Below are 25155 nucleotides of genomic sequence, written 5' to 3'. Positions count from 1 at the left end.
GGTGGGTTCCACATGCGTCACTACGAGGTGATGGTCATCCTCGACCCCGATCTCGAGGAGCGTGCTGTCTCCCCGCTGATCGAGAACTTCCTCTCCGTCGTCCGCGAGGGCAACGGAAAGGTCGAGAAGGTCGACACCTGGGGCCGTCGTCGTCTCGCGTACGAGATCAAGAAGAAGCCCGAGGGCATCTACTCGGTCATCGACCTGCAGGCCGAGCCTGCGGTCGTGAAGGAGCTCGACCGCCAGATGAACCTGAACGAGTCGGTCCTCCGGACCAAGGTCCTCCGTCCCGAGACCCACTGAGCTCTCCCGCTCAGCTGATCTCGGGTTCCGAGTAGCAGCACCAAGCAGCCAGCAGCAAACCCGCCGAGAGGTTCCCCCATGGCAGGCGAGACCGTCATCACGGTCGTCGGCAATCTTGTCGACGACCCCGAGCTGCGCTTCACCCCTTCCGGTGCGGCGGTCGCGAAGTTCCGTGTCGCGTCCACCCCCCGCACCTTCGACCGTCAGACCAATGAGTGGAAGGACGGCGAGAGCCTGTTCCTGACCTGCTCGGTCTGGCGTCAGGCGGCGGAGAACGTTGCCGAGTCGCTCCAGCGAGGCATGCGCGTGATCGTGCAGGGCCGGCTGAAGCAGCGGTCCTACGAGGACCGTGAGGGCGTCAAGCGCACGGTCTACGAGCTGGACGTCGAGGAAGTCGGCGCCAGCCTGAAGAACGCCACGGCCAAGGTCACCAAGACCACCGGTCGAGGCGGTCAGGGCGGTTACAGCGGCGGTGGCGGCGGCGGCCAGCAGGGCGGCAGCTGGGGCGGAAGCTCCGGCGGCGGTCAGCAGCAGGGTGGCGGCGCTCCCGCCGACGACCCCTGGGCGACCAGCGCTCCTGCCGGCGGCGGCAACCAGGGCGGCGGCGGTGGCGGCGGCGGCTGGGGCGGAAGCTCCGGCGGCTCCGGCGGCGGCTACTCGGACGAGCCCCCCTTCTAAGGGCGGGTTCGTACCCCCACTTCTTGATCACACAGGAGATACACCATGGCGAAGCCGCCTGTGCGCAAGCCGAAGAAGAAGGTCTGCGCTTTCTGCAAGGACAAGGTCACGTACGTGGACTACAAGGACACGAACATGCTGCGGAAGTTCATTTCCGACCGCGGCAAGATCCGTGCCCGCCGCGTGACCGGCAACTGCACGCAGCACCAGCGTGACGTCGCCACGGCTGTGAAGAACAGCCGTGAGATGGCGCTGCTGCCCTACACCTCCACCGCGCGATAAGGGAAGGGTGACCGAAACATGAAGATCATCCTCACCCACGAGGTCTCCGGCCTCGGTGCCGCGGGCGACGTCGTCGACGTCAAGGACGGTTACGCTCGCAACTACCTGATCCCGCGGAACTTTGCGATCCGCTGGACCAAGGGCGGCGAGAAGGACGTCGAGCAGATTCGTCGTGCTCGCAAGATCCACGAGATCGCGACCATCGAGCAGGCCAACGAGATCAAGGGCCGCCTCGAGGGCGTCAAGGTCCGCCTTGCCGTCCGCTCCGGCGACGCCGGTCGTCTCTTCGGTTCCGTCACCCCGGCCGACATCGCTTCGGCGATCAAGGCTTCCGGTGGCCCCGAGGTCGACAAGCGCCGCATCGAGCTGGGCTCGCCGATCAAGACGCTGGGCGCCCACGAGACGTCCGTGCGTCTGCACCCCGAGGTTGCCGCCAAGGTCAACATCGAGGTCGTCGCTGCCTGAGTGCAGCTCTCGGCTTAGCTGAGAGAAGGGCCGTACCCCTCGGGGTGCGGCCCTTCTTCATGGTCTCTTGATGGGCGTCGGCGGACTCGTCGCCCCTCATGTTTCACGTGAAACACGGCGTTTCACGTGAAACACCGGGGCGGGCGAGCGTCAGCGAGTGGCGCCGGTGACGATCCAGCGGCCCGAGCGCGTCCGCAGCCACAGGGTCAGCATGCGCATCGTCATCATCAAGGTCATGGCGGCCCAGAGAGCGGTCAGCCCGCCGCCGAGCGTGGGTACGAGCAGGGCGACCGGGGCGAAGACGGCCAGCGTGAGGATCATGGCCCACGCCAAGTAGGGGCCGTCCCCGGCGCCCATGAGCACTCCGTCGAGGACGAAGACGATGCCGGAGACCGGCTGGGAGATCGCCACTACGAGGAGGGCGGGCAGGGCGGCGTCCTGTACGACCGAATCGCTGGTGAACAGGGGCAGGAACAGCGGTCGGGCGAGCACGACCAGTACGCCGAGAACGATGCCGACGGCCAGGCCCCACTGCACCATCCGGCGGCAGGCCTCGCGAGCCCCCTCCGCATCATCCGCGCCCAGATAGCGGCCGATGATGGCCTGGCCGGCGATGGCGATCGCGTCCAGGGCGAAGGCGAGCAGGCTCCACAGGGCGAGGATGATCTGGTGGGCGGCCACATCGGCATCACCGAGGCGGGCGGCAACGGCGGTGGCGATCAGGAGGATGGCTCGCAGGGAGAGCGTGCGCACGAGAAGGGGTGCCCCCGCCTGGGCGCACGCCCGGATTCCCTCCAGGTCCGGCCGCAGTGAGGCGCCGTGCTTCCGAGCACCTCGGACGACGACGTTCAGATAGACGGCGGCCATGCCGAACTGGGCGATGACGGTGCCCCAGGCCGAGCCGGCGATTCCGAGATCGGCGCCGTAGACGAGGCCTGCGTTGAGGGCGGCGTTGGCCACGAAACCCCCGACGGCCACGTACAACGGAGTCCGAGTGTTCTGCAGGCCCCTGAGTACTCCGGTGGCGGCGAGCACGACCAGCATGGCCGGGATGCCGAGCGCTGAGATCCGCAGATAGGTGATGGCGTACGGGGCGGCCGTGTCCGATGCGCCGAAGAGTTCCACCAGGGCGGGTGCCGTGGGCAGAGTGAGAGCGATGACGGCCGCGCCGATCAGCAGGGCGAGCCAGATGCCGTCCATGCCCTGCCTGATCGCGGCGCGCAGATCGCCGGCGCCGACCCGGCGGGCGACGGCGGCCGTGGTGGCGTAGGCGAGAAAGACGAAGACCCCCACGGCTGTCATGAGGAGAGCCGAGGCCACGCCGAGGCCGGCCAGCTGCGGGGTGCCGAGATGGCCGACGATCGCACTGTCGGCCAGCACGAAAAGGGGCTCGGCGACGAGAGCGCCGAAGGCCGGAACAGCCAGCGCGACGATCTCTCGATCATGACGGCGCCGGGCGGCCTTGGGTGTCGCAGGAGCCTGTGTCATGAGCACCAATCTAATCTTCCACAGGTAAGAGATGCAAGACGTCTGGGACCCTTACTCAAACGCTGGTGACCCGGGCCGTCGCGCAGTGTTCGAGGAGAACATGGTCTGACCGGGAAAGTTTTTCTTCCCCACAGCCGGTGGACGGCAAAGGTGCAGGTCAGGATCTGTGAGTCCGCGGGACTGAGTGCTTGTTCACAGGGCTGTCCACCGGCTCGTGCACAGGTTTTGCCGGGTTCTCCACAGCATCGGGGCCGTCGTCCACATGGCCTGTGGATAACCAGATTGGCTGACGGTGCCCGCAGGCCTAACGTGGGGCGGCGCCCGCTCTCTCCTCCGTCCTCGGAAACCTGGCAAAACCGACGCGTCAGAACCGGAGTTGGGTGGCTCATTTGTCAGTGCCGTGCCGTAGAAAAGAGGGGCACGGCTAGGTCCGCTCGGCGGACGGGAGGAGGTGGCTCGGTGAGTATTTCCGAGCCCTTGGACGACCCGTGGGCCGACAGCGGTCCCAGTGATCGTCTGCCCGCCTCCCGGCAGCGCCGCGACGGTGGCCGGAGCCGCGAAGAGCAGCATGAGCGCGGTCGCGAGAGTGGCGACTGGGACGGCGGAGGCTCGTCCTTCGAGCGGGTGCCGCCGCAGGACATGGACGCCGAGCAGTCCGTTCTCGGTGGCATGCTCCTGTCCAAGGACGCCATCGCCGACGTCGTGGAGGTCATCAAGGGCCACGACTTCTACCGGCCCGCGCACGAGACCATCTACCAGGCGATCCTCGATCTGTACGCGAAGGGCGAGCCGGCCGACCCCATCACGGTCGCGGCCGAGCTCACCAAGCGTGGTGAGATCACCAAAGTCGGTGGCGCATCGTATCTGCACACCCTCGTCCAGACAGTCCCCACGGCAGCGAACGCCGAGTACTACGCGGAGATCGTCCACGAGCGGGCCGTCCTGCGCCGTCTGGTCGAGGCGGGTACGCGCATCACGCAGATGGGATACGCGGCCGACGGCGATGTGGACGAGATCGTCAACAGCGCGCAGGCCGAGATCTACGCGGTCACCGAGCAGCGCACCAGCGAGGACTACCTGCCGCTCGGCGACATCATGGAGGGCGCGCTCGACGAGATCGAGGCGATCGGCTCACGCAGTGGCGAGATGACCGGAGTGCCCACCGGCTTCACGGACTTCGACTCCCTGACGAACGGCCTGCACCCGGGCCAGATGATCGTCATCGCCGCCCGTCCCGCCATGGGTAAGTCCACGCTGGCCCTGGACTTCGCGCGGGCCGCCTCGATCAAGAACAACCTGCCCAGTGTCATCTTCTCGCTCGAAATGGGCCGTAACGAGATCGCGATGCGCCTGCTGTCCGCAGAGGCACGCGTGGCCCTGCACCACATGCGTTCGGGCACGATGACCGATGAGGACTGGACGCGGCTGGCCCGGCGGATGCCGGACGTCTCGGCAGCTCCCCTGTTCATCGACGACTCTCCCAACCTGTCGATGATGGAGATCCGGGCCAAGTGCCGCCGCCTCAAGCAGCGCAACGACATCAGACTGGTCGTCATCGACTACCTCCAGCTGATGCAGTCCGGCGGCTCCAAGCGCGCCGAGAGCCGCCAGCAGGAGGTCTCGGACATGTCCCGAAACCTCAAGCTGCTCGCCAAGGAGCTGGAGGTGCCGGTCATCGCGCTCTCGCAGCTGAACCGTGGCCCCGAGCAGCGAACCGACAAGAAGCCGATGGTCTCGGACCTCCGAGAGTCCGGTTCCATCGAGCAGGACGCCGACATGGTCATCCTGCTGCACCGTGAGGACGCGTACGAGAAGGAGTCGCCGCGCGCCGGCGAGGCCGACCTGATCGTGGCCAAGCACCGTAACGGTCCTACGGCGACCATCACGGTCGCCTTCCAGGGCCACTACTCCCGCTTCGTGGACATGGCCCAGACCTGATCCCTTACGGTCGGACCGACCGGGCGGACACACGTCGGACGCCGCCGAAATGCGCTCGACGCACGGGGCCGGGGAGGGTGGACTGGGGGTATGACTACACCCCAGGAAGAACTGCTTCCCGCTACCCGTCGAGCCCTGCTGCACCGCATCGCCACTGCTCAGGCCGAGGGGCGGGCGCCGTCGCTGGTCGCGACGGTGGTCCGGGACGGGGAGCCGGTGTGGACGGGGTCGCGCACCTCGGTGGAGGGACACGGGCCGGACGAGAACGTGCAGTACCGGATCGGTTCGATCACCAAGACCTTCACCGCGGTACTCGTGCTGCGTCTGCGTGACGAGGGTGTGCTGGACCTGGGCGACCCGCTGGAGAAGCACCTTGCGGGTACCGGCGCGGGGGAGGCCACGATTGCCGAACTGCTCGCGCACACCGGTGGGCTGGCGGCCGAGTCACCCGCTCCGTGGTGGGAGCGCACGCCGGGCTCGTTGCGTCCGGAGCTCGCCGACGTGCTGGGCGAACAGCCGTTCCGGCATCCCGTCGGGCGGCGGCACCACTATTCGAACCCCGGTTACACACTGCTGGGTGCCCTGGTCGAGGAGCTGCGGGGAGCGCCCTGGGAAGAGGTGCTGCGGCGTGAGGTGCTCGGACCGCTGGGCCTGCACCGCACCAGTGGTCGGCCGCAGGCGCCGCACGCGGGTGGCTGGGCGGTGCATCCCTGGGCGGACGTGATGCTTCCCGAACCCTCCGAGGACCTGGGAAGGATGGCTCCGGCCGGACAACTCTGGTCGACCACGGCGGATCTGGCACGCTTCGCGGTCTTCCTCGCCCGCGGTGACGACCGGGTGCTGAGCGCCGAGTCCGTACGCGAGATGCGCACGCCCGCGGCGCCTGCCGAGGCGGCGGACGTGGCGGCCGGCTCCGCCTATGGACTGGGGCTGCAGATCCAGCATCGCGACGGACGGTTGCTCGTCGGGCATTCCGGCTCCCTCCCGGGTTTCCTCGCGAACCTGACGATCAGTGTGGAGGACGATCTGGCGGCCGTGGTGCTGTCCAACTGCACCTCCGGCCCCCTCGTGTCGACCCTTGGCGCCGACCTCGTCCGCCTGGTGGCGGAGGCCGAGCCGCGCATTCCGGCCCCGTGGCGACCGCTGGCCGAAGTCGACGCCTCGGTACTGGAGTTGGCGGGCCAGTGGTACTGGGGCACTCAGCCCTTCGCGCTGCGGCTGACGGCCGACGAGGGCCTCTCGCTCGGACCGTTGTCCAGTTTCGGCCGCCGCTCACGGTTCCGGGCGAACGGCGATGGGACGTGGACCGGGCTCGACGGCTACTACGCGGGAGAGCCGCTGCAGGTCGTACGGCGGCCCGACGGATCCGTGAGCCACCTGGACCTCGGATCGTTCGTGTTCACGCGTCAGCCGTACGACGAGGCGGCCCAGGTGCCCGGTGGAGTCGATCCCGAGGGCTGGCGCGGCGTTCGGTAGGAACGCACGTGGCTCATGCGCCCTGTTTCACGTGAAACAGGGCGCCCCGTCATGCCGAGCGCGGAACGGATGCTCAGAGCTGAAGCTTGAAGCCGACGTGCGATGCGGTGAAGCCGAGCCGCTCGTAGAAGCGATGAGCGTCGGTGCGGGTGGCGTCGGAGGTGAGCTGGACCAACTGGCAGCGCTCGCGCCTGGATTCGTCGATCGCCCACTCGATGAGCTGGGTGCCCAGGCCACTGCCGCGCTCGTCGGCATGGACCCGCACGCCCTCGATGAGCGAGCGGGTCGCTCCCTTGCGGGAGAGGCCAGGGACGATCGTGAGCTGAAGGGTTCCGACGACGCGGCCGTCGCGCACGGCGACCACCACGTGCTGGTTGGGGTCGCCGCTGAGGCGTTCCAGCGCGGCGAGGTACGGCGTCAGATCGTCCGGTGACTCCCGCTGTGCTCCCAGCGGATCGTCCGCGAGCATGGCGACGATGGCGGGAACGTCGTGGGCGGTGGCTGGTCGTATCTCAAGATCTCCCATGACCGCACCCTACGCAGACGGAACCGGCCCGTGCTCGCCCGGTCGTGACCGCACCGGGCCAGGGCTAAGCGGGCTCGCTCACGGACTCCACGACCCGGACCAGCGGGGCCAGCTCCGGGATCTCCGCCGCGGCATCGAGCGCCTCACGCAGGGCGGCGTCGTTGGTGGGGCGGGCCTCGTCCAGCAGCTTGAGCCCTGTCTCGCTGACATTCGTGTAGATGCCGCGCCGGTCGGTCGGGCAGAGGTAGCGGGAGAGGAGCCCCCGGTCTTCGAGCCGGGTGACCAGCCGGGTGGTGGCGCTCTGGCTGAGCACGACCGCGTCGGCGACCTGCTTCATCTGCAGGTGCCCGCCTTCCCCGTCGTGCTGCCGGCTGAGCACGTCGAGCAGGGAGTACTCCCGCACGCTCAAGTCGTGCCTGGCCTGCAGGGCGCGCTCGATATGCGCCTCGATCCTTCCGTGCAGCAGGGAAAGGGCGCACCAGCCCTGGGCGAGGGCGGTGAGCGCGGGGTCCGTCGCTGTCATGGCGTGTTCCTCCGTCCCGGAGCGGCTGCACCCAGGATAGAGCACTGCCGCAATAGACCGCGGTTGCATGTAACCCGCGTCTGCAACTATTGTGAACGCACGCAAAGCGCTCCTGCAATTATCTGGGAAGGTGCATCCACCCATGCCTCTCGCGCTTCTGGCCCTCGCGATCGGGGCCTTCGGAATCGGCACCACGGAATTCGTGATCATGGGCGTCCTGCCCCAGGTCGCGGGTGACTTCGGTGTCTCCATCCCCACCGCCGGACTCCTGGTGACCGGCTACGCCCTCGGTGTCGTGCTCGGCGCCCCGATCATGACCGCCCTGGGTACGAAGGTGTCCCGGAAGCGGATGCTGATGCTCCTGATGGGGCTGTTCGTCGTCGGCAACCTGGTCTCGGCGGTCGCCCCGGTCTTCGGGCTGATGCTGGCGGGCCGCGTGGTCGCCTCCCTCGCCCACGGAGCCTTCTTCGGTATCGGTTCGGTCGTCGCCGCCGAACTCGTCGCCCCTGAGAAGAAGGCCGGCGCCATCGCCATGATGTTCAGCGGGCTCACCATCGCCAATGTGGTCGGTGTGCCGTTGGGCACCCTGATCGGGCAGTCGGCCGGCTGGCGCGTCACCTTCGCCGGGGTGGCCGTGCTCGGGGTGATCGGGTTCCTCGGCATCGCCAAGCTGGTGCCCGACATGCCGAAGCCGGAGGGTGTCCGTCTCCGCCACGAACTGGCCGCGTTCAAGAACGTGCAGGTACTGCTCGCCATGGCGATGACCGTCCTCGGCTTCGGCGGTGTCTTCGCCGCCATCACCTACATCGCGCCGATGATGACCCACGTCGCGGGCTTCGCCGATGGATCCGTCACCTGGCTCCTGGTCCTCTTCGGCCTCGGCATGGTCGGCGGCAACCTGATCGGCGGCAAGCTCGCCGATCGCGCCCTGATGCCGATGCTGTACGTGTCCCTGGGCGGCCTCGCCGTGGTACTCGCGCTCTTCACCTTCACCGCGCACAACAAGGTCCTCGCGGCCGTCACCATCGCCCTGATCGGTGCCCTCGGCTTCGCCACCGTGCCTCCGCTGCAGAAGCGCGTCCTCGACCAGGCGCACGGCGCTCCGACGCTGGCCTCGGCCGTGAACATCGGAGCCTTCAACCTGGGCAACGCCCTCTCGGCCTGGCTCGGCGGCATCGTCATCGCGGCCGGCCTCGGATACACGGCCCCCAACTGGGTCGGTGCCGTCCTCGCCGCGGCCGCCTTGGTCCTGGCCGTGGTGTCGGCAGCACTGGAGCGTCGAACCGGCGCCCGCAGCACGGTCGTCGCGGGTGGCACTCCCGCCGAGCCGCGCGCCGTCGTCCCGCACTGATCTCCGGTCACGGCGGGAGCGGGGCCGGGGCCGTCCCCGCCTCCCCGGACCGGAGCGACCTTCAACACGTGTCAGAGCGAGCGTCCGCGTTTCACCGGACGTTCGGCACCACCCCGCAAGGAGACCTTCTTCATGAGCACCACCGCCGCTGTCGCCCCCTTGACCGTCCAGGACGCCGAACTCCTCGTCGACACGGCTCGTCGTGCCGCCGAGGCCACCGGAGTCAGCGTCAGCGTCACCGTCCTCGATGCGGGCGGACACCTGCTCGCCTTCCGACGCGACGACCGCGCTGTACTGATCTCCGGTGAGACCAGTACGCGCAAGGCCTACACGGCGCTCCAGCTGGACTCCGCCACCGCCGACCTCGTCGACGCCGTCCAGCCCGGTGGGCTCTTCCACACCCTGCCCACCGCGCTGGACCGCCCGCTGCTGTTCATCGCGGGTGGTCTGCCGGTGCACCGTGACGGCCGTCTGATCGGCGCGATCGGGGTCGGTGGCGGTACGCCCGGGCAGGACCACGGCTTCGCCACCGCGGCCGCCGAGGCCCTCGTGTAACCGTCTTCCGTTGATCGAAGGAGTCGGCTCCCGAGCTGGGGCCGGCTCCTTCCGCGTCGGGACGTCAGCCGGCCGCCACCGTCAACGGAGCGAAGCGCCGCGTCCAGTCGCCGGGCAGGTCCGGAGTTCCGTACGTCATGACCGCGTTGAACGCGACGGGGGCCAGACCGTGCTCCTTCACCCAACGCAGCAGCTCCTCGTGCCGGACGTCGATGTCGGTGCGCAGCGGACGGTCCGTATGCGCCGCCAACGAGGCGATGAGGGCCTTGGCCGTCTCCGTGTCCCGGGCGATCAGCGGACCCACGACATGCGTCTCCATGTTCGGCCAGGCCGCCGCGTAGCCGATGATCCGGCCGCCCTCCTCGGCCACACGGAGCTGGTCGGCGAAGGCGGGCAGTCGGGTGATCACGTGGGTGCGGTCGCAGCCGAAGGCCTCCTCGTCGAGCCGCAGGATCGTGGTGAGGTCCTCGGCGGTGGCGGGCCGCGTGGCGACTCGCGACTGCTCGTCGCCGGGCACGAAACTACCGCGGACCATCTCGGCCCGTCCGACGGCTTTGAAGCCCAGTTCCTCATAGAGCGGACGGCCGTAGGGGGTGGCGTGGAGCGTCAGCGGAGTGGTGCCCAACTCCGCGATGACGTGCCGCATCAGACGGCGTCCGATGCCCTGGCGCGCGTGCCGGTCCGCGACCAGCACCATGCCGATCGCACTCAGCTCCGGCCGGTCCGCGGGCCCGTACTCCGTGACGACGCAGGCGGTGACGAGTCCGCCCTCGGGGTCGTCGATGCCGTATCCGGTCCCCGCCGTCAGGAGGTGACCCCATTTGTGTTCTTCTCGGGGCCATCCCCGGTTCTCGGACAGGTCCGCGCAGGCGGTGAGATCGCGCAGCGTCAGACGGCGGATGGGCAGAGCAGCGAGGGAAGGTGTCGACACGCAGGTCAGGCTGTACGACAAGCGCCCGCGCCGTCCACCGGTTTGCGCCCGGACGGCTGTTGTTTTGGCCACCTTGTGCATCACTGTGCCGCGGGCGGACAGGTGTTTCACGTGAAACAACGCACCGGATCCGCTTCCGCCCCTTTCTGTGAGCCCGTCCGGAATTCGCGGCGCCGTGACGCTGCGGCCACGGTGCAGATCGAGAACCGGCTCTGTGAAGAGTCGGGGGTGAACAGTGCGGGCCGAGCCGCTCCCGGTACCGGCCGGCGTCTCAGCGGTACGGGATCTGCGGAATGTCGACGAATTGGCCCGAGGTACCCGGCAATTGGAAAATTGACGGCTCGGCCCGGCCGCTTCGGGGTGTTGCGGGAGAGTACTTGTCTGCGGGCCATTGGCCGGTAGGGTCGACTCCGGTTCCGGTGAGGGCGTGATGGACGGCACCCCGGCCGGCGAACGCAGGCCAAAACAGCGTAACGGGACGCGGAGATCGAAGACCGCACTTCCCGTTATGCCTCCCGGGACCGATGGGTGGTGGGACGCTGCGAAGGACGATGCGGCCAATGTCACACTCTCGACTTACTTGTCCGTAAGGGAGGGAAACCCGGCTTGACTGTGGCTGCATTGGCCAAGAGAACTGAGCGGGGATGTAGAGAAAACCGTCTGCGGGGGAAAGCAGGCATCTTCCGATCGCGGAAGTGCGCAGACCGACCGAAAGATGTTCGAGGCGAGGCTCATCATGGACGCTCCGACCGCTAGGCCGGCCGACAACGGCATACCCGACGGCAATGGCGGAGGCGGTTGGTTCGCGCCGCGCAACCAGCCCGAGCCCGGCGCCGCGGACATGAAGGCACCCGAGGGCAGCCGGTTGGCGGCCATGCGACCGCGCGGCCGGTCCGCCGCGGGGGAGAGCGCGCCGGAGCAGGAGCGAAGAGCGCAGGCCCCTGAGACAGCGTCGGAGGCTCTGCCCGCCGAGGTGCTGTCCGGTGCCCCGTCCACCGAGGCGGCCCCGCCCGCCGCGGCCGCATCCGAGGCGAGCCCGCGTCCCGCGCCCGACGGCACGCGGCGAGCTTCCGGACCTGCCGACACCGAGCGGCACAGCCCGCGGCCGTACGCTCCGGAGCCCGAGCCCCGGCTGCCCCGGCCGGCTCCGGCGGCCTCCCCGGACGCCCTGCTGGTCCAGCGCACCATGGCCGAGGTCGGTCCGGTCGCCGACAAGGTCACGTCCTACTTCTACGCACTGCTCTTCGTGCGCCACCCCGAGCTGCGCTCGCTCTTCCCCGCCGCGATGGACACCCAGCGCGACCGCCTGCTCCGAGCGCTGCTCACGGCGGCCGAGCACATCGACAACACCGACGTCCTTGTCGCGTACCTGCAGAACCTGGGCCGGGGCCACCGCAAGTACGGCACACGGCCCGAGCACTACCCCGCCGTGGGCGAGTGCCTCATTGGTTCGCTGAGCCGGTACGCCTCCGCGATCTGGGACGAGCAGACCGAGGCGGCCTGGGTACGGACGTACACGACGATCTCCCAGGTCATGATCGACGCGGCGGCAGCCGACGAACTCCGCTCCCCGGCCTGGTGGCACGCGGAGATCGTGTCGCACGACCTGCGGACCCCGGACATAGCGGTGCTCACCGTCCGCCCTGACCAGCCCTATCCCTTTCTCGCGGGGCAGTACACGAGCGTCGAGACACCCTGGTGGCCGAGGATCTGGCGGCACTACTCGTTCGCGTCGGCACCTCGCTCCGACGGGCTGCTGTCGTTCCACGTCAAGGCGGTCCCGGCAGGCTGGGTGTCCAACGCGCTGGTCCACCGGGCCCGGCCCGGCGACGTCATCCGGCTCGGCCCGCCCGCCGGCACGATGACCGTCGACCACACCACCGGGAGCGGGCTGCTCTGCCTGGGCGGCGGCACCGGCATCGCCCCGATCAAGGCCTTGGTCGAGGACGTCGCCGAGCACGGGGAGCGCCGTCCGATGGAGGTCTTCTACGGCGCTCGTACCGGGCACGACCTGTACGACATCGACACGATGCTGCGGCTCCAGCAGAGCCACCCATGGCTGTCGGTGCGTCCGATCGTCGACCAGCAGGCGCACCTGCAGCTTCCCGACGCCGTGCGCGAGTACGGGCCGTGGAACGAGTACGACGCGTACCTCTCCGGTCCGCCCGGCATGATCCGCAGCGGGGTGGACGCCCTCAGGGACATCGGCATTCCGTCCGACCGCATCCGCCATGACTCGGTCGAGGAACTCGTGGCCGCCGCCACCTGAACCAGCCCACGGCCGCCACCTGAACCCGCCCGCACCCGCCGGCTGAACCCGCCCGCCGCCGTCAGGTGGATCGCTGACGTCCGTCGGACCGGCGGTCGTCAGCCCAGGTCGGGTGCGTGCATCGCCCGCACCCCTTCGATGTTGCCGTCGAGATAGTGCCGGAGGGACAGCGGGACGAGATGGACGGAGGCGATGCCTACCCGGGTGAAGGGGATCCGCACGATCTCGTATTCGCCGCACGGCTCGTCGATCTCCGGCCCGTGGCGCTGCGAGAGGTCCATGGACTCGAGGTGGCAGACGAAGAAGTGCTGCACCTTCACACCGGTCGCGCCGCCGTCCTCCCCGATGTGCTCGACGGTGTCCACGAAGCAGGGCACCACGTCGATGATCTTGGCGCCGAGTTCCTCGTGCAGTTCGCGGTGGAGTGCGTCCACGACGGTTGTGTCCTCCGGCTCGACCCCGCCACCCGGGGTCAGCCAGTAGGGATCCATGCCGGGCTTGGTCCGCTTGATGAGGATCAGGTCGTCGCCATCCAGCAGGATGGCGCGGGCGGTGCGCTTGACCACGGGTCGGACGGTCATGGGAGAAATGTGGCCCGGCTGGTTCCACGTGAAACATCGCGGAGCCCTGAAGCCGTCAGGAAGGCCCACAGCGCCGTCCGTGCCGAGGAGAGGCAGCCGCGGTGTCCGCCGCCGGGCCCCGCGCCCGGCACCGTCCGGGGCCACGGTCGGCTCGTCCTCAGCTCCAGTCCCCCGCGGCAGCCAGGAGCCACTCGTAGGCACGCGCGATGTGCGGCAGGGCCAGCGTCCCGGTGCGCACCACGAGGAAGTACGTCCGCAGCGGGGGCACCGCCGGATCGAGCAGCGCCACGACGTCCCCCGCGTCCAGCGCCTCGGCGCAGAGATAGCGGGGCAGCACCGCGAGTCCCGCGCCCGCGACGGCACAGGCGAGGACGGCGCGCAGATCGGGCACGACGACCGTGCCGGAAGCCGCCGGGCGCGAGTCGAAGACGGAGGCCCAGTAGCGGGCGACGAACGGTAGCGACTCGTGCACCTCGACCAGGGGGAGGTTCTCCAGAGCGTGTGCTCCCTTGCGGCGCAGCTTTCCGGCACCGATACGGCCGGCCCAGCGGGGAGCGGCGACCAGGACGTGTTCCTCGTCGCAGAGCGGAGTCGCGGTGAGCAGGGCCCCGCGGGGGCGGGCCGTCGTGATGGCCAGATCATGATGTCCGGCGGCAAGCCCCTCCAGCGCCTCCTCCGCGTTCCCGAAGGAGGCGCGCAGTGCGAGGCCCTGGCCGTCGTCGCCGGTGAGGGCCGTCAGGGCGGGCAGCGCCCGCTCCGCGGTGAACTCCGGTGGTCCGGCGAGATGGAGGGTGCGCAGGGACGAGTCCTCGTCGAGGCCGGTCTCGGTGATCTCCACCAGTGCGTCCAGATGCGGGGCGGCTTTGTGGGCGAGTTCGTCGCCGATCGTCGTAGGGGTCACTCCCCGGGCCTGACGCAGGAACAGAGGCCGCCCCAACTGGCGCTCCAGGGTGCGGATCTGAGAGGTCACCGCGGGCTGGGAGAGGCCCAGCAGGGCGGCGGCGCGGGTGAAGGAACCGGCCCGGTGCACGGTCACGAAGGTGCGCAGCAGGGCCAGATCCATACTGTCCCACCCCTCCCAGCGTCCCCGAGCGAACCCCAACTATAAATAAGTCGATAGGTCTCTGTCGCTACCGTGATTGGACACTGACACAGAGTCAACTAGCCTTGGCGGCACGGTTCTTCGCGCGCGGAACCGCGACGGTCCGAGCCATGAGGGGGGAGGCTCGGACCGTCCTGCGTGCGGAGCGCACGTCCGCTCCGCCGTCCCGGTGCACGATGCACCGGACTGACCGGTCGCTCAGGAAATGCTCACTCTGCCGACTCGTCGAGGGCGCGGAGCACGTCGGCCACCAGATCCTGCGGGTCCTCGGCGCCGGCCGAGAGGCGGATGAAGCCCTCCGGCACCGCGTCCCCGCCCCACCGGCCGCGCCGCTCCGCCGTGGACCGCACCCCGCCGAAGCTGGTGGCGTCGTCCACGAGTCGCAGCGCGTCGAGGAAACGGTCGGCGCGCTCCCGCGTGGGGAGGGTGAACGAGACCACGCATCCGAAGCGCCGCATCTGCTGGGAGGCGATCTTGTGCGAGGGGTCGTCGGGCAGCCCGGGATAGCGCAGCCCGCCCACCTCGGAACGGCCGCGCAGGGCCTCGGCGATCGCGAGGGCGTTGGCGTTCTGCCGGTCGGCACGCAGTTGCAGTGTGGCGAGCGAGCGGTGCGCGAGCCACGCCTCCATGGGGCCGGGGATCGCTCCCACGATCTTGCGCCAGCGACGCACGGGCGCCATGAGCTCGGCATTGCGTCCGCTGACGTATCCGAGCAGGACGTCGCCGTGCCCGGTGAGCATCTTGGTGCCGCTGGCCACCGAGAAGTCGGCGCCCAGTTCCAGTGGACGCTGGCCGAGCGGGGTGGCCAGGGTGTTGTCGACGGCGACCAGGGTGCCCTGGGCGTGGGCCGCCTCGACGAGCCGCCGTACGTCGCACACGTCCAGACCCGGGTTCGACGGGGTCTCGATCCACAGCAGTTTGGCTCCGTCGAGCACGTCGAGCTGGGAGTCGCCGGCGGTCGGCGCGGTGCGCACCTCGATGCCGTACGCGGTCAGCTGCTCGCGCACCAGCGGCAGCACCTGGTAGCCGTCGTTCGGGAGGACCACGACGTCGCCGGCGCGCAGCTGGGAGAAGAGCACCGCCGAGATGGCGGCCATGCCGGAAGGGAAGGCGAGCGTGCTGACGTCGCCCTGCGCGGGCGCCTCCAGTTCGCCGATGGCCCGCTCCAGGAGCGTCCAGGTCGGGTTCTCGTCCCGGCCGTAGGTGTACGGGCCCGTGGGGTCGCCCGGCAGATGGAAGTGCGCCGCGAAGACCGGACCCGGCAGGGTCGGCTCGTACTTCACGGGCTCGGGCAGTCCGGCCCGCACCGCGCGTGTGCCGTCACCGGTCTCCGTACCGAATTCCCCGGATGTCATGCTGCCCGTCCCTTCACCTGCTCGTGTATCGCGGCGAGCAGACCAGTGCTCGCCGCCTCCACCATCTCAAGACACTCCTCGAAGCCGTCCATGCGTCCGTAATACGGATCCGGTACGTCCGGATCGGCTCCGTCGGACGGGTCGTAGGAGCGCAGCAACCGGACCTTGGCGGCGTCCGCCGGCCCGGGCGCGAGGCGTCGCAGTGCCTGGAGATGGCCGGTGTCGAGCGCGATCACCAGGTCGAGCCCGCCGAACCAGGAGGCCTGGAACTGCCGCGCGGTGTGGGCGCTCTCGTAGCCGTTCGCGTCGAGTACGGCGACGGTGCGCGGGTCGGCGCCGTCACCCTCGTGCCAGCCGCCGGTACCCGCGCTGTCCACCTGGATCAGGCCGTCGAGTCCGGCCTCCTCGACCCGTGCGCGGAAGACGGACTCCGCCATCGGGGAACGGCAGATGTTGCCCGTGCAGACGAAGCAGACGCGGAAGGGAGTCGGGGACATCAGTCCTCGCTGTCGGGCAGGACGACGTTCAGCGCCCAGGAGACCACCGAGACGATCAAGCCGCCCAGGACGGCCGTCCAGAAGCCCTCGACGTGGAAGCTGAGGTCGAGCTTGTCGGCCAGCCACGAGGTCAGCAGCAGCATCAGGGCATTGACCACGAGGGTGATCAGGCCGAGCGTGAGGATGAACAGGGGGAAGGTCAGGACCTTTACGACCGGCTTGACCAGGAAGTTCACCAGGCCGAAGACCAACGCGACCACTATGAGGGTGCCGATCTCCTTTCCGGTGCTGTCGCCGGTCAGGGTGATCTTGTCGAGCAGCCACACGGCAACGGCCAGGGCGCCCGCGTTGGCGATCGTCTTGACTACCAAATTCTTCATGTGTCTGATCGTGGCAGAAGAGATCGAGAGAGAACACGGCCGTGATCGCGGCCGCCTGCGCAGGGAGCGGACGAAGTCGATGAAGGCATTCCGGCTGGACGAACTGGAGGCGGAACGCGCCGCCAACGACGGCGCCTATCTGCAGTTCCTGCGCGAGCGGAACATGTCGGCGGGCCTGTATGCGCTGGATGCCGGCGAGCTCGACCCGCAGAAGCCCCATCAGCAGGACGAGGTCTACTTCGTCGTCAGCGGGCGGGCCTCGATCACGGTCGGCCTGGAGACGACCCAGGTCGGGCGCGGCAGCGTCGTCTACGTGCCCGCCGGTGTCGCCCACAAGTTCCACCACATCACCGAGGACCTGCGGGTTCTGGTGGTCTTCTCTCCGCCCGAGAGCTGAGGCGCGTCTCAGGGTTCCCTAGGGGGCCGGTCAGGGGCAGACAAGGGGCGCCGGGCCCCCGTAGGCCCCTGTCCCCGCCCTAGCATCGAAGGCGAGACATCAGAGATCCCGGAAGTCAGACATTCCGGACGTCGAGGAACCCGGAATCACAGCCCCGGACTCGGGGCGACGGGCGGAGAGGCAAGGACAGGGCGATGCGAGAGCTCTTCAGCGGTATGCCGTGGTGGGTGAAGTGGGTCGCGGTGCCGGTCATCGCCCTGCTCGTGTTCGGCAGCGTGATAGTCAGCGTGGTCAGCGTGGTGGTCTGGCTGCTCTTCAAGGTGCTGATCTTCGTCGCGCTGGTGGGCGGACTGATCTATGTCGTACGGAAGTTCATGGCGGGTTCCTCCTCGCGCAGCGACTGGTGAGGCCGATGCGGGTCTTCCGGGTCGGTAACGGGCAGCGGGTGACAGGGGGCTGAGGTTCCCTCGCCCGGGGGAAGTTTCCCGCCGGGGCGGTCGGCGGGCGGTGGTGGGCGGTTAAAGTCCGGATTCGACGCGGGGTCGACCCCGCGGGCGGCGCACACCCCCTCCCGTGTCCCCCCGCACGGGCGGCCCTCCTCGCGCTTCGGGAGTGACCCTTGGCCACGGTTGACACCGCACCCGCAGAATCACCCGCTCCACCCGTCCAGCGATCGAGCGCCGCGGCGGGGCCACGTGTCCCGCCGGTCCAGCCACGCACTTCGCCCACCGAGGCCGGCTCCCCGGAGCCGCACTCCACCACGCTCATCGGCTCGGTGCAGCGGGCGATGCGGCTGCTGGAGGCCGTGGCCGCCCGCGAGAGCGGGGCGCCCGCCAAGCAACTCGCCCGCGAGGCCGGGCTCGCGCTTCCGACGGCGTACCACCTGCTGCGCACGCTGGTCCACGAGGGCTATCTGCACCGGGAGAAGGGGCTCTTCTACCTCGGCGAGGCGGCAGAACGGCTGGGCAGCAGCGGAGCCCAGCAGAAACGTCGCAGCACCGTGAACGACGTGCTGGCCCGGTGGAGCGAGACGCTCGGCGTCCCGATCTACTACGCGGTCTACCGCGACGGCGAGATCGAGGTCGTGTCCGTCGCCGACAGCCCGGGCAGCCCCGCGGTGGAGGAATGGGCCGACTTCCGGGAGACCGGGCACGCCCATGCGATCGGCCAGTGCCTGCTCTCGCAGCTCGACGAGGAGGCCCGTAGGGACCATCTCGACCGCTATCCCGTGCAGTCCATCACCCCGAACACGGTGCGTGACGAAAGTACGCTGCTGCGCCGCCTGGAAAAGTCGCGGCGGATGGAACCAATCGCCGAACGCCAGGAATACGCCCTCGGAACGGTGTGCGCCGCACTCCCCATCACGGCCGGGGCGATGGCCGCGACAGTGGCCTTTTCCCTGCCCTTTCATCAGGTCGAGCGACTGCTGCCGGTGGCCAGGCAGCTGCAGACCGAGATCGGCCGGATGCTGGGATCCCTGACGATCTCTATCAGCATCTGAAAACTCACTCCTTGTGATCTGCCGTGTACGTTGAGCAAGATGCCAGCAGTGTCAGGAGGATGATTCCTGGCCAGTCGACGGCAAACGACGGGGTTTGACGATGCACGAGTCGGTACAGGCAGAAGTCATGATGAGCTTTCTCGTCTCCGAGGAGCTCTCCTTCCGCATTCCGGTGGAACTCCGTTATGAGACCAATGATCCTTTCGCCGTGCGGCTCACTTTTCATCTGCCCGGTGATGCGCCCGTGACGTGGGCGTTCGGGCGTGAGCTGCTGATCGACGGTGTGGGCCGCCCGTGCGGTGACGGTGACGTGCACATCACGCCGGCCGATCCCGAGGCGCTCGGCGAGGTCCTGATCCGGCTGCAAGTGGGCTGCGACCACGCGCTGTTCCGGTCGGGCACCGCTCCGCTCGTGGCCTTCCTCGACCGCACGGACAAGCTGGTGCCTCTGGGGCAGGAGCGTTCCCTCGCCGACTTCGACACCCATCTCGACGAGGCGCTCGACCGCATCCTGGCGGAGGAGCAGAGCGCGGGCTGAAGCGCCAGGTCTCCCGTGGGCGTAACGCTTCCTCTCGCCTCAGTGCTTGCGGCGCCGGCCCTTTCCGGCTCGGGCCGGCGTCCTGGCGGGTGCGGGAACGGCAGCCCCCGCCGCCCCCTTGCGGTCCGCGGAGACCACGAGCGCGGCCAGGGCGGTGGTCACCGGCACCGAGGCGACCAGGCCGATCGAGCCGACCAGGGTGCGCACGATCTCCTCCGCCACCAGTTCACTGTTGGCCACGGTGCCGACGCTGCTCTGGGCGATGGAGAACAGCAGCAGCAGCGGAAGCGCCGCGCCGGCGTACGCCAGCACCAGGGTGTTGACGACGGAGGCGATGTGGTCGCGGCCGATCCGGATCCCTGCGCGGTACAGCCCGCGCCGCCCCATCGTGGGGTCCGCCTGATGCAGCTCCCAGACGGCGGAGGTCTGTGTCACCGTCACATCGTCGAGCACGCCGAGTGAGCCGATGATGACGCCCGCCAGCAGCAGACCGCTCATGTCGATCGACGGGTAAAGACCGTGGATCAAGCCCGTGTTGTCGTCCACGTTGCCGGTCAGCGCGGCCCAGTCGATGAAGCCCGAACCGAGCACACCGATCAGCAGCAGGGAGAGCAGCGTGCCGATCACCGCGACCGAGGTGCGCGCGGAGAGACCGTGGCACGTGTAGAGGGCGATGAGCATGATGGCGCTGGCCCCGACCACCGCCACGACGAGGGGATTGGAGCCCTGCAGGATCGCGGGCAGGATGAAGAACGTCAGGATGAGGAAGCTCACGGCGAGAGCGACCAGCGCCATCACACCGCGCAGACGGCCCACCACCACGACGGCCAGCGCGAAGATCCCCGCGAGCAGCGCCATGGGGAACTTCCGGTTCACGTCGGTGACCGAGTACTGCAGGTTCGAGGGAGCGGAGGGCTCGTACGCGACCACGACCTTCTCGCCCTCGTGCAACTGCCGTGACTGGTCCGGCTGGACGATCTCGGTGAAGGTGCGGCCCTTGTCCTTGCCCGTGTCGATCCGAATCGTCGCCCTCTTGCAGTCGCTTTTGGCCTGCTGTCGGGCGGAGGACCCCTCGGCGGTGGAGGTGTCGCCGGTCGGGGTGTCGCCCGAGGCGTTGACGGACTTGCAGTCCACCTCGTCGACCTGGGTGACCGTGGCCTCCTGGGACTGACGGTCGAAGCCGACGCCGGTCCGCTCGTGCGAGGGCGCGCCGCCCGGCCAGAGCACCACCAGTCCCACGACGACCGCAGCCGCGAAGGGGATCAGCACCGCGGCGATGACCTTGCGCAGATGCCGGGAGACCGGGGCGGCGGGGCCGTGGCTGTGCGAGTGACCGTGTCCGCCGCCCGGCGCGGGGCCGCTCCCGCCGCTGGATCCAGGGCCGTTTCCGTCGCCGCCTCCCGGGCGGGGGCCGTCCCCGGCACCGCGTCCGGAGCCATGGCTGGAGGCGGTGCCCGCGCCGTGCCCGTGCGGGGGTTCGGAGGGAGGAAACGGGGGCTGCTGCATCGTGGTCACCGACCGATCATCGCAAGAACGCGGGGGGCCCTCTGGTCACCGCGCCAGACAGGACGCTAGCGTGGAGGCACCTTTGCACACGCGGGAGCTCGGAGCACCGGGCTGAGAGGGCGCTGACCTCCGTCTTCGCGATGTTTCACATGAAACATCGGCAGACGGACGCCGCTGCGTCGACCGCTGAACCTGTTACCGGGTAATGCCGGCGTAGGGAGTAGGTCTCATGACCATCAAGGACGTAAGCACGCCTGCCTCCGGCCAGACGGACGGGGCGCCCGCCCCGGTCGACACCGCCAAGGCCGGGAAGTCCATCGGCTGGCACAAGGGGTACGTCGAGGGCTCACGCCCCGATCTACGGGTGCCGGTCCGTCAGGTGCACCTCACCAACGGGCAGTCGGTCACGCTGTACGACACCTCGGGCCCGTACACCGATCCGGCCGTCGACACCGACGTACGCAGGGGACTGGCGCCGCTGCGCGAGAACTGGATCATCGCGCGGGGTGACACCGACGAGTACGCGGGCCGGGCCGTGCGGCCCGAGGACGACGGCATCAAGCACACGTCACCGCGGGGCGGACTGCGCAATCTGGACGCCGTCTTCCCCGGCCGGCCGCGTCAGCCGCGCCGGGGGCGTCCGGGGGAGGCGGTCACCCAACTCGCCTACGCCCGCCGCGGCGAGATCACCCCCGAGATGGAGTTCGTGGCGGTCCGGGAGAACGTCGACCCCGACGTCGTACGGCAGGAGATCGCCGCCGGCCGGGCGGTCCTGCCCGCGAACGTCAACCACCCGGAGATCGAGCCGATGATCATCGGCAAGCGGTTCCTGGTGAAGGTCAACGCCAACATCGGCAACTCCGCGGTCACCTCCTCCATCGAGGAGGAGGTGGACAAGATGACCTGGGCCACCCAGTGGGGCGCGGACACGGTCATGGACCTGTCCACCGGACGCAACATCCACACCACGCGCGAGTGGGTCCTGCGCAACTCCCCCGTGCCCATCGGCACCGTGCCGCTCTATCAGGCGCTGGAGAAGGTCGACGGCCGTGCCGAAGAGCTGACCTGGGAGATCTACAAGGACACGGTCATCGAGCAGGCCGAGCAGGGCGTGGACTACATGACGGTCCACGCGGGCGTGCGCCTGCCGTACGTGCCGCTCACCGCCAACCGCAAGACCGGCATCGTCTCTCGGGGCGGTTCGATCATGGCGGCCTGGTGCCTGGCGCACCACAAGGAGAGCTTCCTCTACGAGAACTTCGAGGAGCTCTGCGAGATCCTCGCCGCCTACGACGTCACGTACTCGCTCGGCGACGGGCTGCGGCCCGGGTCGATCGCCGACGCCAACGACGCCGCCCAGTTCGCCGAGTTGCGGACGCTCGGGGAACTCAACAGGACCGCGAAGCGTTTTGACGTACAGACCATGATCGAGGGCCCGGGGCACGTCCCCATGCACAAGATCAAGGAGAACATCGACCTTCAGCAGGAGATCTGCGATGAAGCTCCGTTCTATACGCTCGGCCCGCTGACGACGGACGTCGCCCCGGCGTACGACCACATCACCTCCGGCATCGGTGCCGCGATGATCGCCTGGTGGGGTACGGCCATGCTCTGCTACGTCACGCCCAAGGAGCACTTGGGCCTGCCCAACCGTGACGACGTCAAGACCGGCGTCATCACCTACAAGATCGCCGCCCACGCGGCCGACCTCGCCAAGGGGCACCCGGGCGCGCAGGAATGGGACGACGCCTTGTCGGACGCCCGCTTCGAGTTCCGGTGGGAGGACCAGTTCAACCTGGCTCTCGACCCGGACACGGCACGGGAGTTCCACGACGAGACCCTGCCGGCGGAGCCCGCCAAGACAGCCCACTTCTGCTCGATGTGCGGGCCGAAGTTCTGCTCGATGAAGATCTCGCACGACATCCGCCGTGAGCACGGTGGTGCGGAGTCCGAGATCGCCGAGGGCATGGCGCAGAAGTCCAAGGAGTTCGCGGCGGCGGGCAACCGGGTCTATCTGCCGCTGGCGGACTGAACCGTCGACCGCCTCCCCCGCGTGCCGGACCGTCGGCTTGCGCTTCCCCGGCGGGGGCGCGGGCCGGGGTGCCGTCGCGGCGGCCCGCCGGAGACGGACGCCTCCGGCGGCCCGCCGGTGGCGATGCCGGTCCGGTGGTCCCGCGGAGACAGCTCCGAAGGACCGCCGGGCCGGACGTCACTCCGGTTGGTGCTCCGGGCCTCCGAAGTCCGGGCTGCTGAAGTCCGGACTGCTGTAGCTCGGTCGCGGACCGGCCGCGGGGCCGCCGTCCGGGCTGCTGAAGCCCGGCCGGTTGTACCCGAGATGCGGCATCCGGCCGGTCGGTTCCGGGGACGTCCGGGGCACGGCCGCCGTCCCCGCGTCGGCGAGGGCCTCCCGGAGGAACGGCAGAATGCCGCGCTCCAGCAGGGCCTTCCGCCAGGCGTCCCCGGCCCGGGCCACTTCCTCGTGCAGCTCGCCCCGGACCTCGGCCTGGACGGAGGAACCGCCGTCGCGCAGAGCGGTGAGCAGGAGCCCGACCGCGGCCACGAGGATCGCGACGACCGTGACCGCGCCGAAGACCCATCCGGTGGTGAGGATCGTCCTGGCGAACGCCGGCTCGGGGTCGAGCATCTTGAGGATGTAGCCCACGAGCAGGAATATCGCCGCGGCCGTCCCGGCGAGGACGGGAGCGAGCACCGCGACGACGGCGATGGCGCCGGCACCGGCCGTCTCGGCGACCTCCCCCACGCTGGTGGCGAGCCCCACCGCGCTTCCGCCCGGCTCCGCGACGGCCGGCTCCTCGCGGACGGACGGGGCGGACGACGCAGGTCGGCGCAGCTCCTGGCGGACCTTCACATAGTGCTGGTACTCGGTCGCTGCGGCCGCCGTGATCAGGGCGGTGGCGTTCAGAGCCATCGTGCGCAGTTGTTCGGGGTTGAGCCGCTTGCCGACAGCGGCGAGTTCCGGGCGGTGTGGGGCGGAGCGCAGCGCCTCATCGAGGATCCGCTCGTAGTCCTGGCGGTCCTCGCTCAGCAGGTGCTGCGGAACGCTGTTCATCTGCATCCCCCGATGCTCCGTAGGGCTGGTGGCTCGCACGCTGACGAGCCGTCGGGCAGAAACGGAGGGGAGCCTGCTACGGATAAGCCGATGGTAGAGCGGCAAGGGCACGCCGTGACAGGGGCTTTCCGGAAATTGCCCCCTGGCCAGCAGGGTCCTTTCGCAGGGGACGCCCGCCCGTTGAGGGCTCAGCCACCCAGGGGGAGCTGCTGGACCAGCAGCTTTCCGGCCATGGTCACTCCGCCGTCCATGGCGATGGCCAGTCCGTCGGCGTAGATGTGCGGGCCTTCGACCGTGGGGCCCGCGCTGTCCTCGCCGTCCTCCGAGCCGACTTCGCCCAGCAGGTACGGGATCGGGCTGTGCCCGTGGACGATGCGCGTCCCGCCGTAGGTGTCGAGGAGGGAGCGGACCGCCTCGGCGCCGCCGTCGTCGCGGAAGGCGAAGCGCTTGGTGAGCTTGCGGAACAGGTCCCAGCACTCGTCGGCGTCGTTGCGGGTGAGGGTTTCGCGGACGGTGTCGTTGACCGCCTCGATGGAGTCGCCGTAGTCGAGGTAGGCGGTGGTGTCGGAGTGCACCAGGAGATGTCCGTCGGAGATCTCCATGGCGTCCAGGCGGGCCATCCACTGCAGGTGGTGGTCCTGGAGGCGGTCCATGTCGGTCTTCTGACCGCCGTTGAGCAGCCAGGCGGCCTGGAAGGTGGCGGTGCCCGCACCGGAGTTGACGGGGGTGTCGCCGAACCGCTTGGCGCCGAGCAGCAGCAGCTCGTGGTTGCCCATGAGCGCCTTGCAGTAGCCGCCGACCGCGGCCGCCTCCGCGGACAGCCGCATCACCAGGTCGATGACGCCGATGCCGTCCGGGCCGCGGTCGGTGAAGTCGCCGAGGAACCACAGCCGGGACGTGCCGGCGCACCAGTTGCCCGCGGCGTCGACGAGGCCCTGTGCCTGGAGGGCGGCGACGAGTTGGTCGAGGTAGCCGTGCACGTCACCGACGACGTACAGCGGGCCCGGGCCCTCGGCCGGTTGCGGAGCGGGTGCGGCGGCGGGATCGACGGCGACCTGAAGCGTGTCACCTCGGTTGATGACCGGCAGGTCGCGCTGCGTGGGTGTGTACTCAGTCGGCTCCGCGACAGGGGACACCCCCTCGTCGGGGGGCGAGTTCTGCGCGTACGGACCGGTCTCGTGGACGTACGCGGGAACCCGGAAGTCGCGCAGCGTCGCCGTGCGCACCACCTCGGGTCCCTGACCGGCCCCCTGAGTCATCGACCCCTCCACCACCATCGCGCCGCATCTGCACCGCATCGGACTGCCTGGTCGCAGCGGCCCGCGGTGTCGTCCGCCCATCATAGGAATGCGGATCGCGCCATGTGATGACCCAGGGGTGGTGAATCGGAGCAAGACCCCGGTTCACCGCGGTTTTCGCCCGAATTGGGCGGAGCCTCCCCCT

General features: G+C 69.3%; 26 protein-coding genes. 14 read left to right on the top strand and 12 right to left on the bottom strand.

Annotated features, from left to right (window positions below; translation table 11 throughout):
* Positions 1-12: 12 nt before the first annotated feature.
* From rpsF to rplI, 4 genes are all read left to right on the top strand, one after another.
* Complete coding sequence (rpsF, locus tag ACZ4NT_RS13765) at positions 13-303, top strand: 30S ribosomal protein S6 (RefSeq protein WP_004950685.1); 291 nt, start codon at positions 13-15, stop codon at positions 301-303.
* Between the two features lie 78 nt (positions 304-381).
* A complete protein-coding gene (locus tag ACZ4NT_RS13760; RefSeq protein WP_467725325.1) occupies positions 382-981 on the top strand; it encodes a single-stranded DNA-binding protein in 600 nt (199 codons plus the stop codon).
* A 45-nt stretch (positions 982-1026) separates the two neighbouring features.
* On the top strand, positions 1027-1263 hold the full coding sequence (gene rpsR / locus ACZ4NT_RS13755; RefSeq protein ID WP_003949403.1) for a 30S ribosomal protein S18: 237 nt from the start codon (positions 1027-1029) through the stop codon (positions 1261-1263).
* A gap of 18 nt (positions 1264-1281) precedes the next feature.
* A complete protein-coding gene (rplI, locus tag ACZ4NT_RS13750; protein ID WP_121404978.1) occupies positions 1282-1728 on the top strand; it encodes a 50S ribosomal protein L9 in 447 nt (148 codons plus the stop codon).
* A gap of 150 nt (positions 1729-1878) precedes the next feature.
* Here rplI and ACZ4NT_RS13745 read toward each other — a convergent pair whose 3' ends face one another.
* Positions 1879-3225 carry an MATE family efflux transporter gene (locus ACZ4NT_RS13745; RefSeq protein WP_467725322.1) on the bottom strand — a complete coding sequence of 449 codons (1347 nt, stop codon included), beginning with the start codon at positions 3223-3225 and terminating at the stop codon, positions 1879-1881.
* 450 nt (positions 3226-3675) lie between these two features.
* On the opposite strand from ACZ4NT_RS13745, the gene dnaB reads away from it, so the two are divergent.
* Positions 3676-5154, top strand: coding sequence for a replicative DNA helicase (gene dnaB / locus ACZ4NT_RS13740; RefSeq protein WP_121404976.1), 1479 nt, complete (start codon positions 3676-3678; stop codon positions 5152-5154).
* A 90-nt stretch (positions 5155-5244) separates the two neighbouring features.
* Entirely contained in the window at positions 5245-6630 is a 1386-nt protein-coding gene (locus ACZ4NT_RS13735; RefSeq protein WP_121404975.1) for a serine hydrolase domain-containing protein, read from the top strand.
* Between the two features lie 73 nt (positions 6631-6703).
* Here the strand turns inward: ACZ4NT_RS13735 and ACZ4NT_RS13730 are convergent, their stop codons facing one another.
* The gene (locus ACZ4NT_RS13730; RefSeq protein ID WP_121404974.1) at positions 6704-7156 is read right to left on the bottom strand and encodes a GNAT family N-acetyltransferase; all 453 of its coding nucleotides are present in this window, start codon (positions 7154-7156) and stop codon (positions 6704-6706) included.
* A 64-nt stretch (positions 7157-7220) separates the two neighbouring features.
* The gene (locus ACZ4NT_RS13725) at positions 7221-7679 is read right to left on the bottom strand and encodes a MarR family transcriptional regulator (RefSeq protein ID WP_121404973.1); all 459 of its coding nucleotides are present in this window, start codon (positions 7677-7679) and stop codon (positions 7221-7223) included.
* 142 nt (positions 7680-7821) lie between these two features.
* On the opposite strand from ACZ4NT_RS13725, the gene ACZ4NT_RS13720 reads away from it, so the two are divergent.
* The gene (locus tag ACZ4NT_RS13720; RefSeq protein ID WP_121404972.1) at positions 7822-9030 is read left to right on the top strand and encodes an MFS transporter; all 1209 of its coding nucleotides are present in this window, start codon (positions 7822-7824) and stop codon (positions 9028-9030) included.
* Positions 9031-9162: 132 nt separating this feature from the next.
* Positions 9163-9585, top strand: a complete 423-nt coding sequence (locus tag ACZ4NT_RS13715) for a GlcG/HbpS family heme-binding protein (protein WP_467725320.1) — start codon at positions 9163-9165, stop codon at positions 9583-9585.
* Positions 9586-9649: 64 nt separating this feature from the next.
* Here ACZ4NT_RS13715 and ACZ4NT_RS13710 read toward each other — a convergent pair whose 3' ends face one another.
* A complete protein-coding gene (locus tag ACZ4NT_RS13710) occupies positions 9650-10516 on the bottom strand; it encodes a GNAT family N-acetyltransferase (protein WP_121406323.1) in 867 nt (288 codons plus the stop codon).
* A 736-nt stretch (positions 10517-11252) separates the two neighbouring features.
* Here ACZ4NT_RS13710 and ACZ4NT_RS13705 point away from each other — a divergent pair.
* Positions 11253-12785, top strand: coding sequence for a globin domain-containing protein (locus tag ACZ4NT_RS13705; protein WP_467725318.1), 1533 nt, complete (start codon positions 11253-11255; stop codon positions 12783-12785).
* A 98-nt stretch (positions 12786-12883) separates the two neighbouring features.
* Here the strand turns inward: ACZ4NT_RS13705 and ACZ4NT_RS13700 are convergent, their stop codons facing one another.
* The 5 genes from ACZ4NT_RS13700 to ACZ4NT_RS13680 all read right to left on the bottom strand — a co-directional run bounded on the left by ACZ4NT_RS13700 (position 12884) and on the right by ACZ4NT_RS13680 (position 16700).
* The gene (locus ACZ4NT_RS13700) at positions 12884-13366 is read right to left on the bottom strand and encodes an NUDIX hydrolase (RefSeq protein WP_121404969.1); all 483 of its coding nucleotides are present in this window, start codon (positions 13364-13366) and stop codon (positions 12884-12886) included.
* A 157-nt stretch (positions 13367-13523) separates the two neighbouring features.
* Entirely contained in the window at positions 13524-14429 is a 906-nt protein-coding gene (locus tag ACZ4NT_RS13695; RefSeq protein ID WP_121404968.1) for a LysR family transcriptional regulator, read from the bottom strand.
* 248 nt (positions 14430-14677) lie between these two features.
* The gene (locus tag ACZ4NT_RS13690; protein WP_467725315.1) at positions 14678-15823 is read right to left on the bottom strand and encodes a cystathionine gamma-lyase; all 1146 of its coding nucleotides are present in this window, start codon (positions 15821-15823) and stop codon (positions 14678-14680) included.
* Positions 15820-16320 (bottom strand): low molecular weight protein-tyrosine-phosphatase, encoded by a 501-nt coding sequence (locus tag ACZ4NT_RS13685; RefSeq protein WP_121404966.1) that lies wholly within the window; start codon positions 16318-16320, stop codon positions 15820-15822. Before ACZ4NT_RS13685 ends, ACZ4NT_RS13690 begins: the two co-directional genes overlap by 4 nt.
* On the bottom strand, positions 16320-16700 hold the full coding sequence (locus tag ACZ4NT_RS13680; RefSeq protein ID WP_467725313.1) for a phage holin family protein: 381 nt from the start codon (positions 16698-16700) through the stop codon (positions 16320-16322). Before ACZ4NT_RS13680 ends, ACZ4NT_RS13685 begins: the two co-directional genes overlap by 1 nt.
* A 79-nt stretch (positions 16701-16779) precedes the next feature.
* Between ACZ4NT_RS13680 and ACZ4NT_RS13675 the strand changes: the two genes are divergently transcribed.
* The 4 genes from ACZ4NT_RS13675 to ACZ4NT_RS13660 all read left to right on the top strand — a co-directional run bounded on the left by ACZ4NT_RS13675 (position 16780) and on the right by ACZ4NT_RS13660 (position 19136).
* Positions 16780-17097 (top strand): cupin domain-containing protein, encoded by a 318-nt coding sequence (locus tag ACZ4NT_RS13675; protein WP_121404964.1) that lies wholly within the window; start codon positions 16780-16782, stop codon positions 17095-17097.
* A gap of 194 nt (positions 17098-17291) precedes the next feature.
* Entirely contained in the window at positions 17292-17504 is a 213-nt protein-coding gene (locus ACZ4NT_RS13670) for a DUF5326 family protein (protein ID WP_121404963.1), read from the top strand.
* Positions 17505-17716: 212 nt separating this feature from the next.
* The gene (locus ACZ4NT_RS13665; protein WP_467725311.1) at positions 17717-18598 is read left to right on the top strand and encodes an IclR family transcriptional regulator; all 882 of its coding nucleotides are present in this window, start codon (positions 17717-17719) and stop codon (positions 18596-18598) included.
* A 100-nt stretch (positions 18599-18698) separates the two neighbouring features.
* Positions 18699-19136, top strand: a complete 438-nt coding sequence (locus tag ACZ4NT_RS13660; protein ID WP_121404961.1) for an SsgA family sporulation/cell division regulator — start codon at positions 18699-18701, stop codon at positions 19134-19136.
* A 39-nt stretch (positions 19137-19175) separates the two neighbouring features.
* Here ACZ4NT_RS13660 and ACZ4NT_RS13655 read toward each other — a convergent pair whose 3' ends face one another.
* Positions 19176-20651 carry a YibE/F family protein gene (locus ACZ4NT_RS13655; RefSeq protein ID WP_121404960.1) on the bottom strand — a complete coding sequence of 492 codons (1476 nt, stop codon included), beginning with the start codon at positions 20649-20651 and terminating at the stop codon, positions 19176-19178.
* A 220-nt stretch (positions 20652-20871) separates the two neighbouring features.
* Between ACZ4NT_RS13655 and thiC the strand changes: the two genes are divergently transcribed.
* A complete protein-coding gene (gene thiC, locus ACZ4NT_RS13650) occupies positions 20872-22674 on the top strand; it encodes a phosphomethylpyrimidine synthase ThiC (RefSeq protein ID WP_121404959.1) in 1803 nt (600 codons plus the stop codon).
* 177 nt (positions 22675-22851) lie between these two features.
* Here thiC and ACZ4NT_RS13645 read toward each other — a convergent pair whose 3' ends face one another.
* Both ACZ4NT_RS13645 and ACZ4NT_RS13640 read right to left on the bottom strand, forming a co-directional pair.
* Complete coding sequence (locus ACZ4NT_RS13645) at positions 22852-23718, bottom strand: hypothetical protein (RefSeq protein WP_121404958.1); 867 nt, start codon at positions 23716-23718, stop codon at positions 22852-22854.
* A 182-nt stretch (positions 23719-23900) separates the two neighbouring features.
* Positions 23901-24986: a metallophosphoesterase gene (locus ACZ4NT_RS13640; RefSeq protein WP_467725499.1), complete on the bottom strand. Its 1086-nt coding sequence runs from the start codon at positions 24984-24986 to the stop codon at positions 23901-23903.
* Between the last annotated feature and the right edge of the window lie 169 nt (positions 24987-25155).

The organism is Streptomyces sp. NPDC026417 (assembly GCF_055567695.1).
This window is presented reverse-complemented; position numbering and strand designations above follow the sequence as displayed.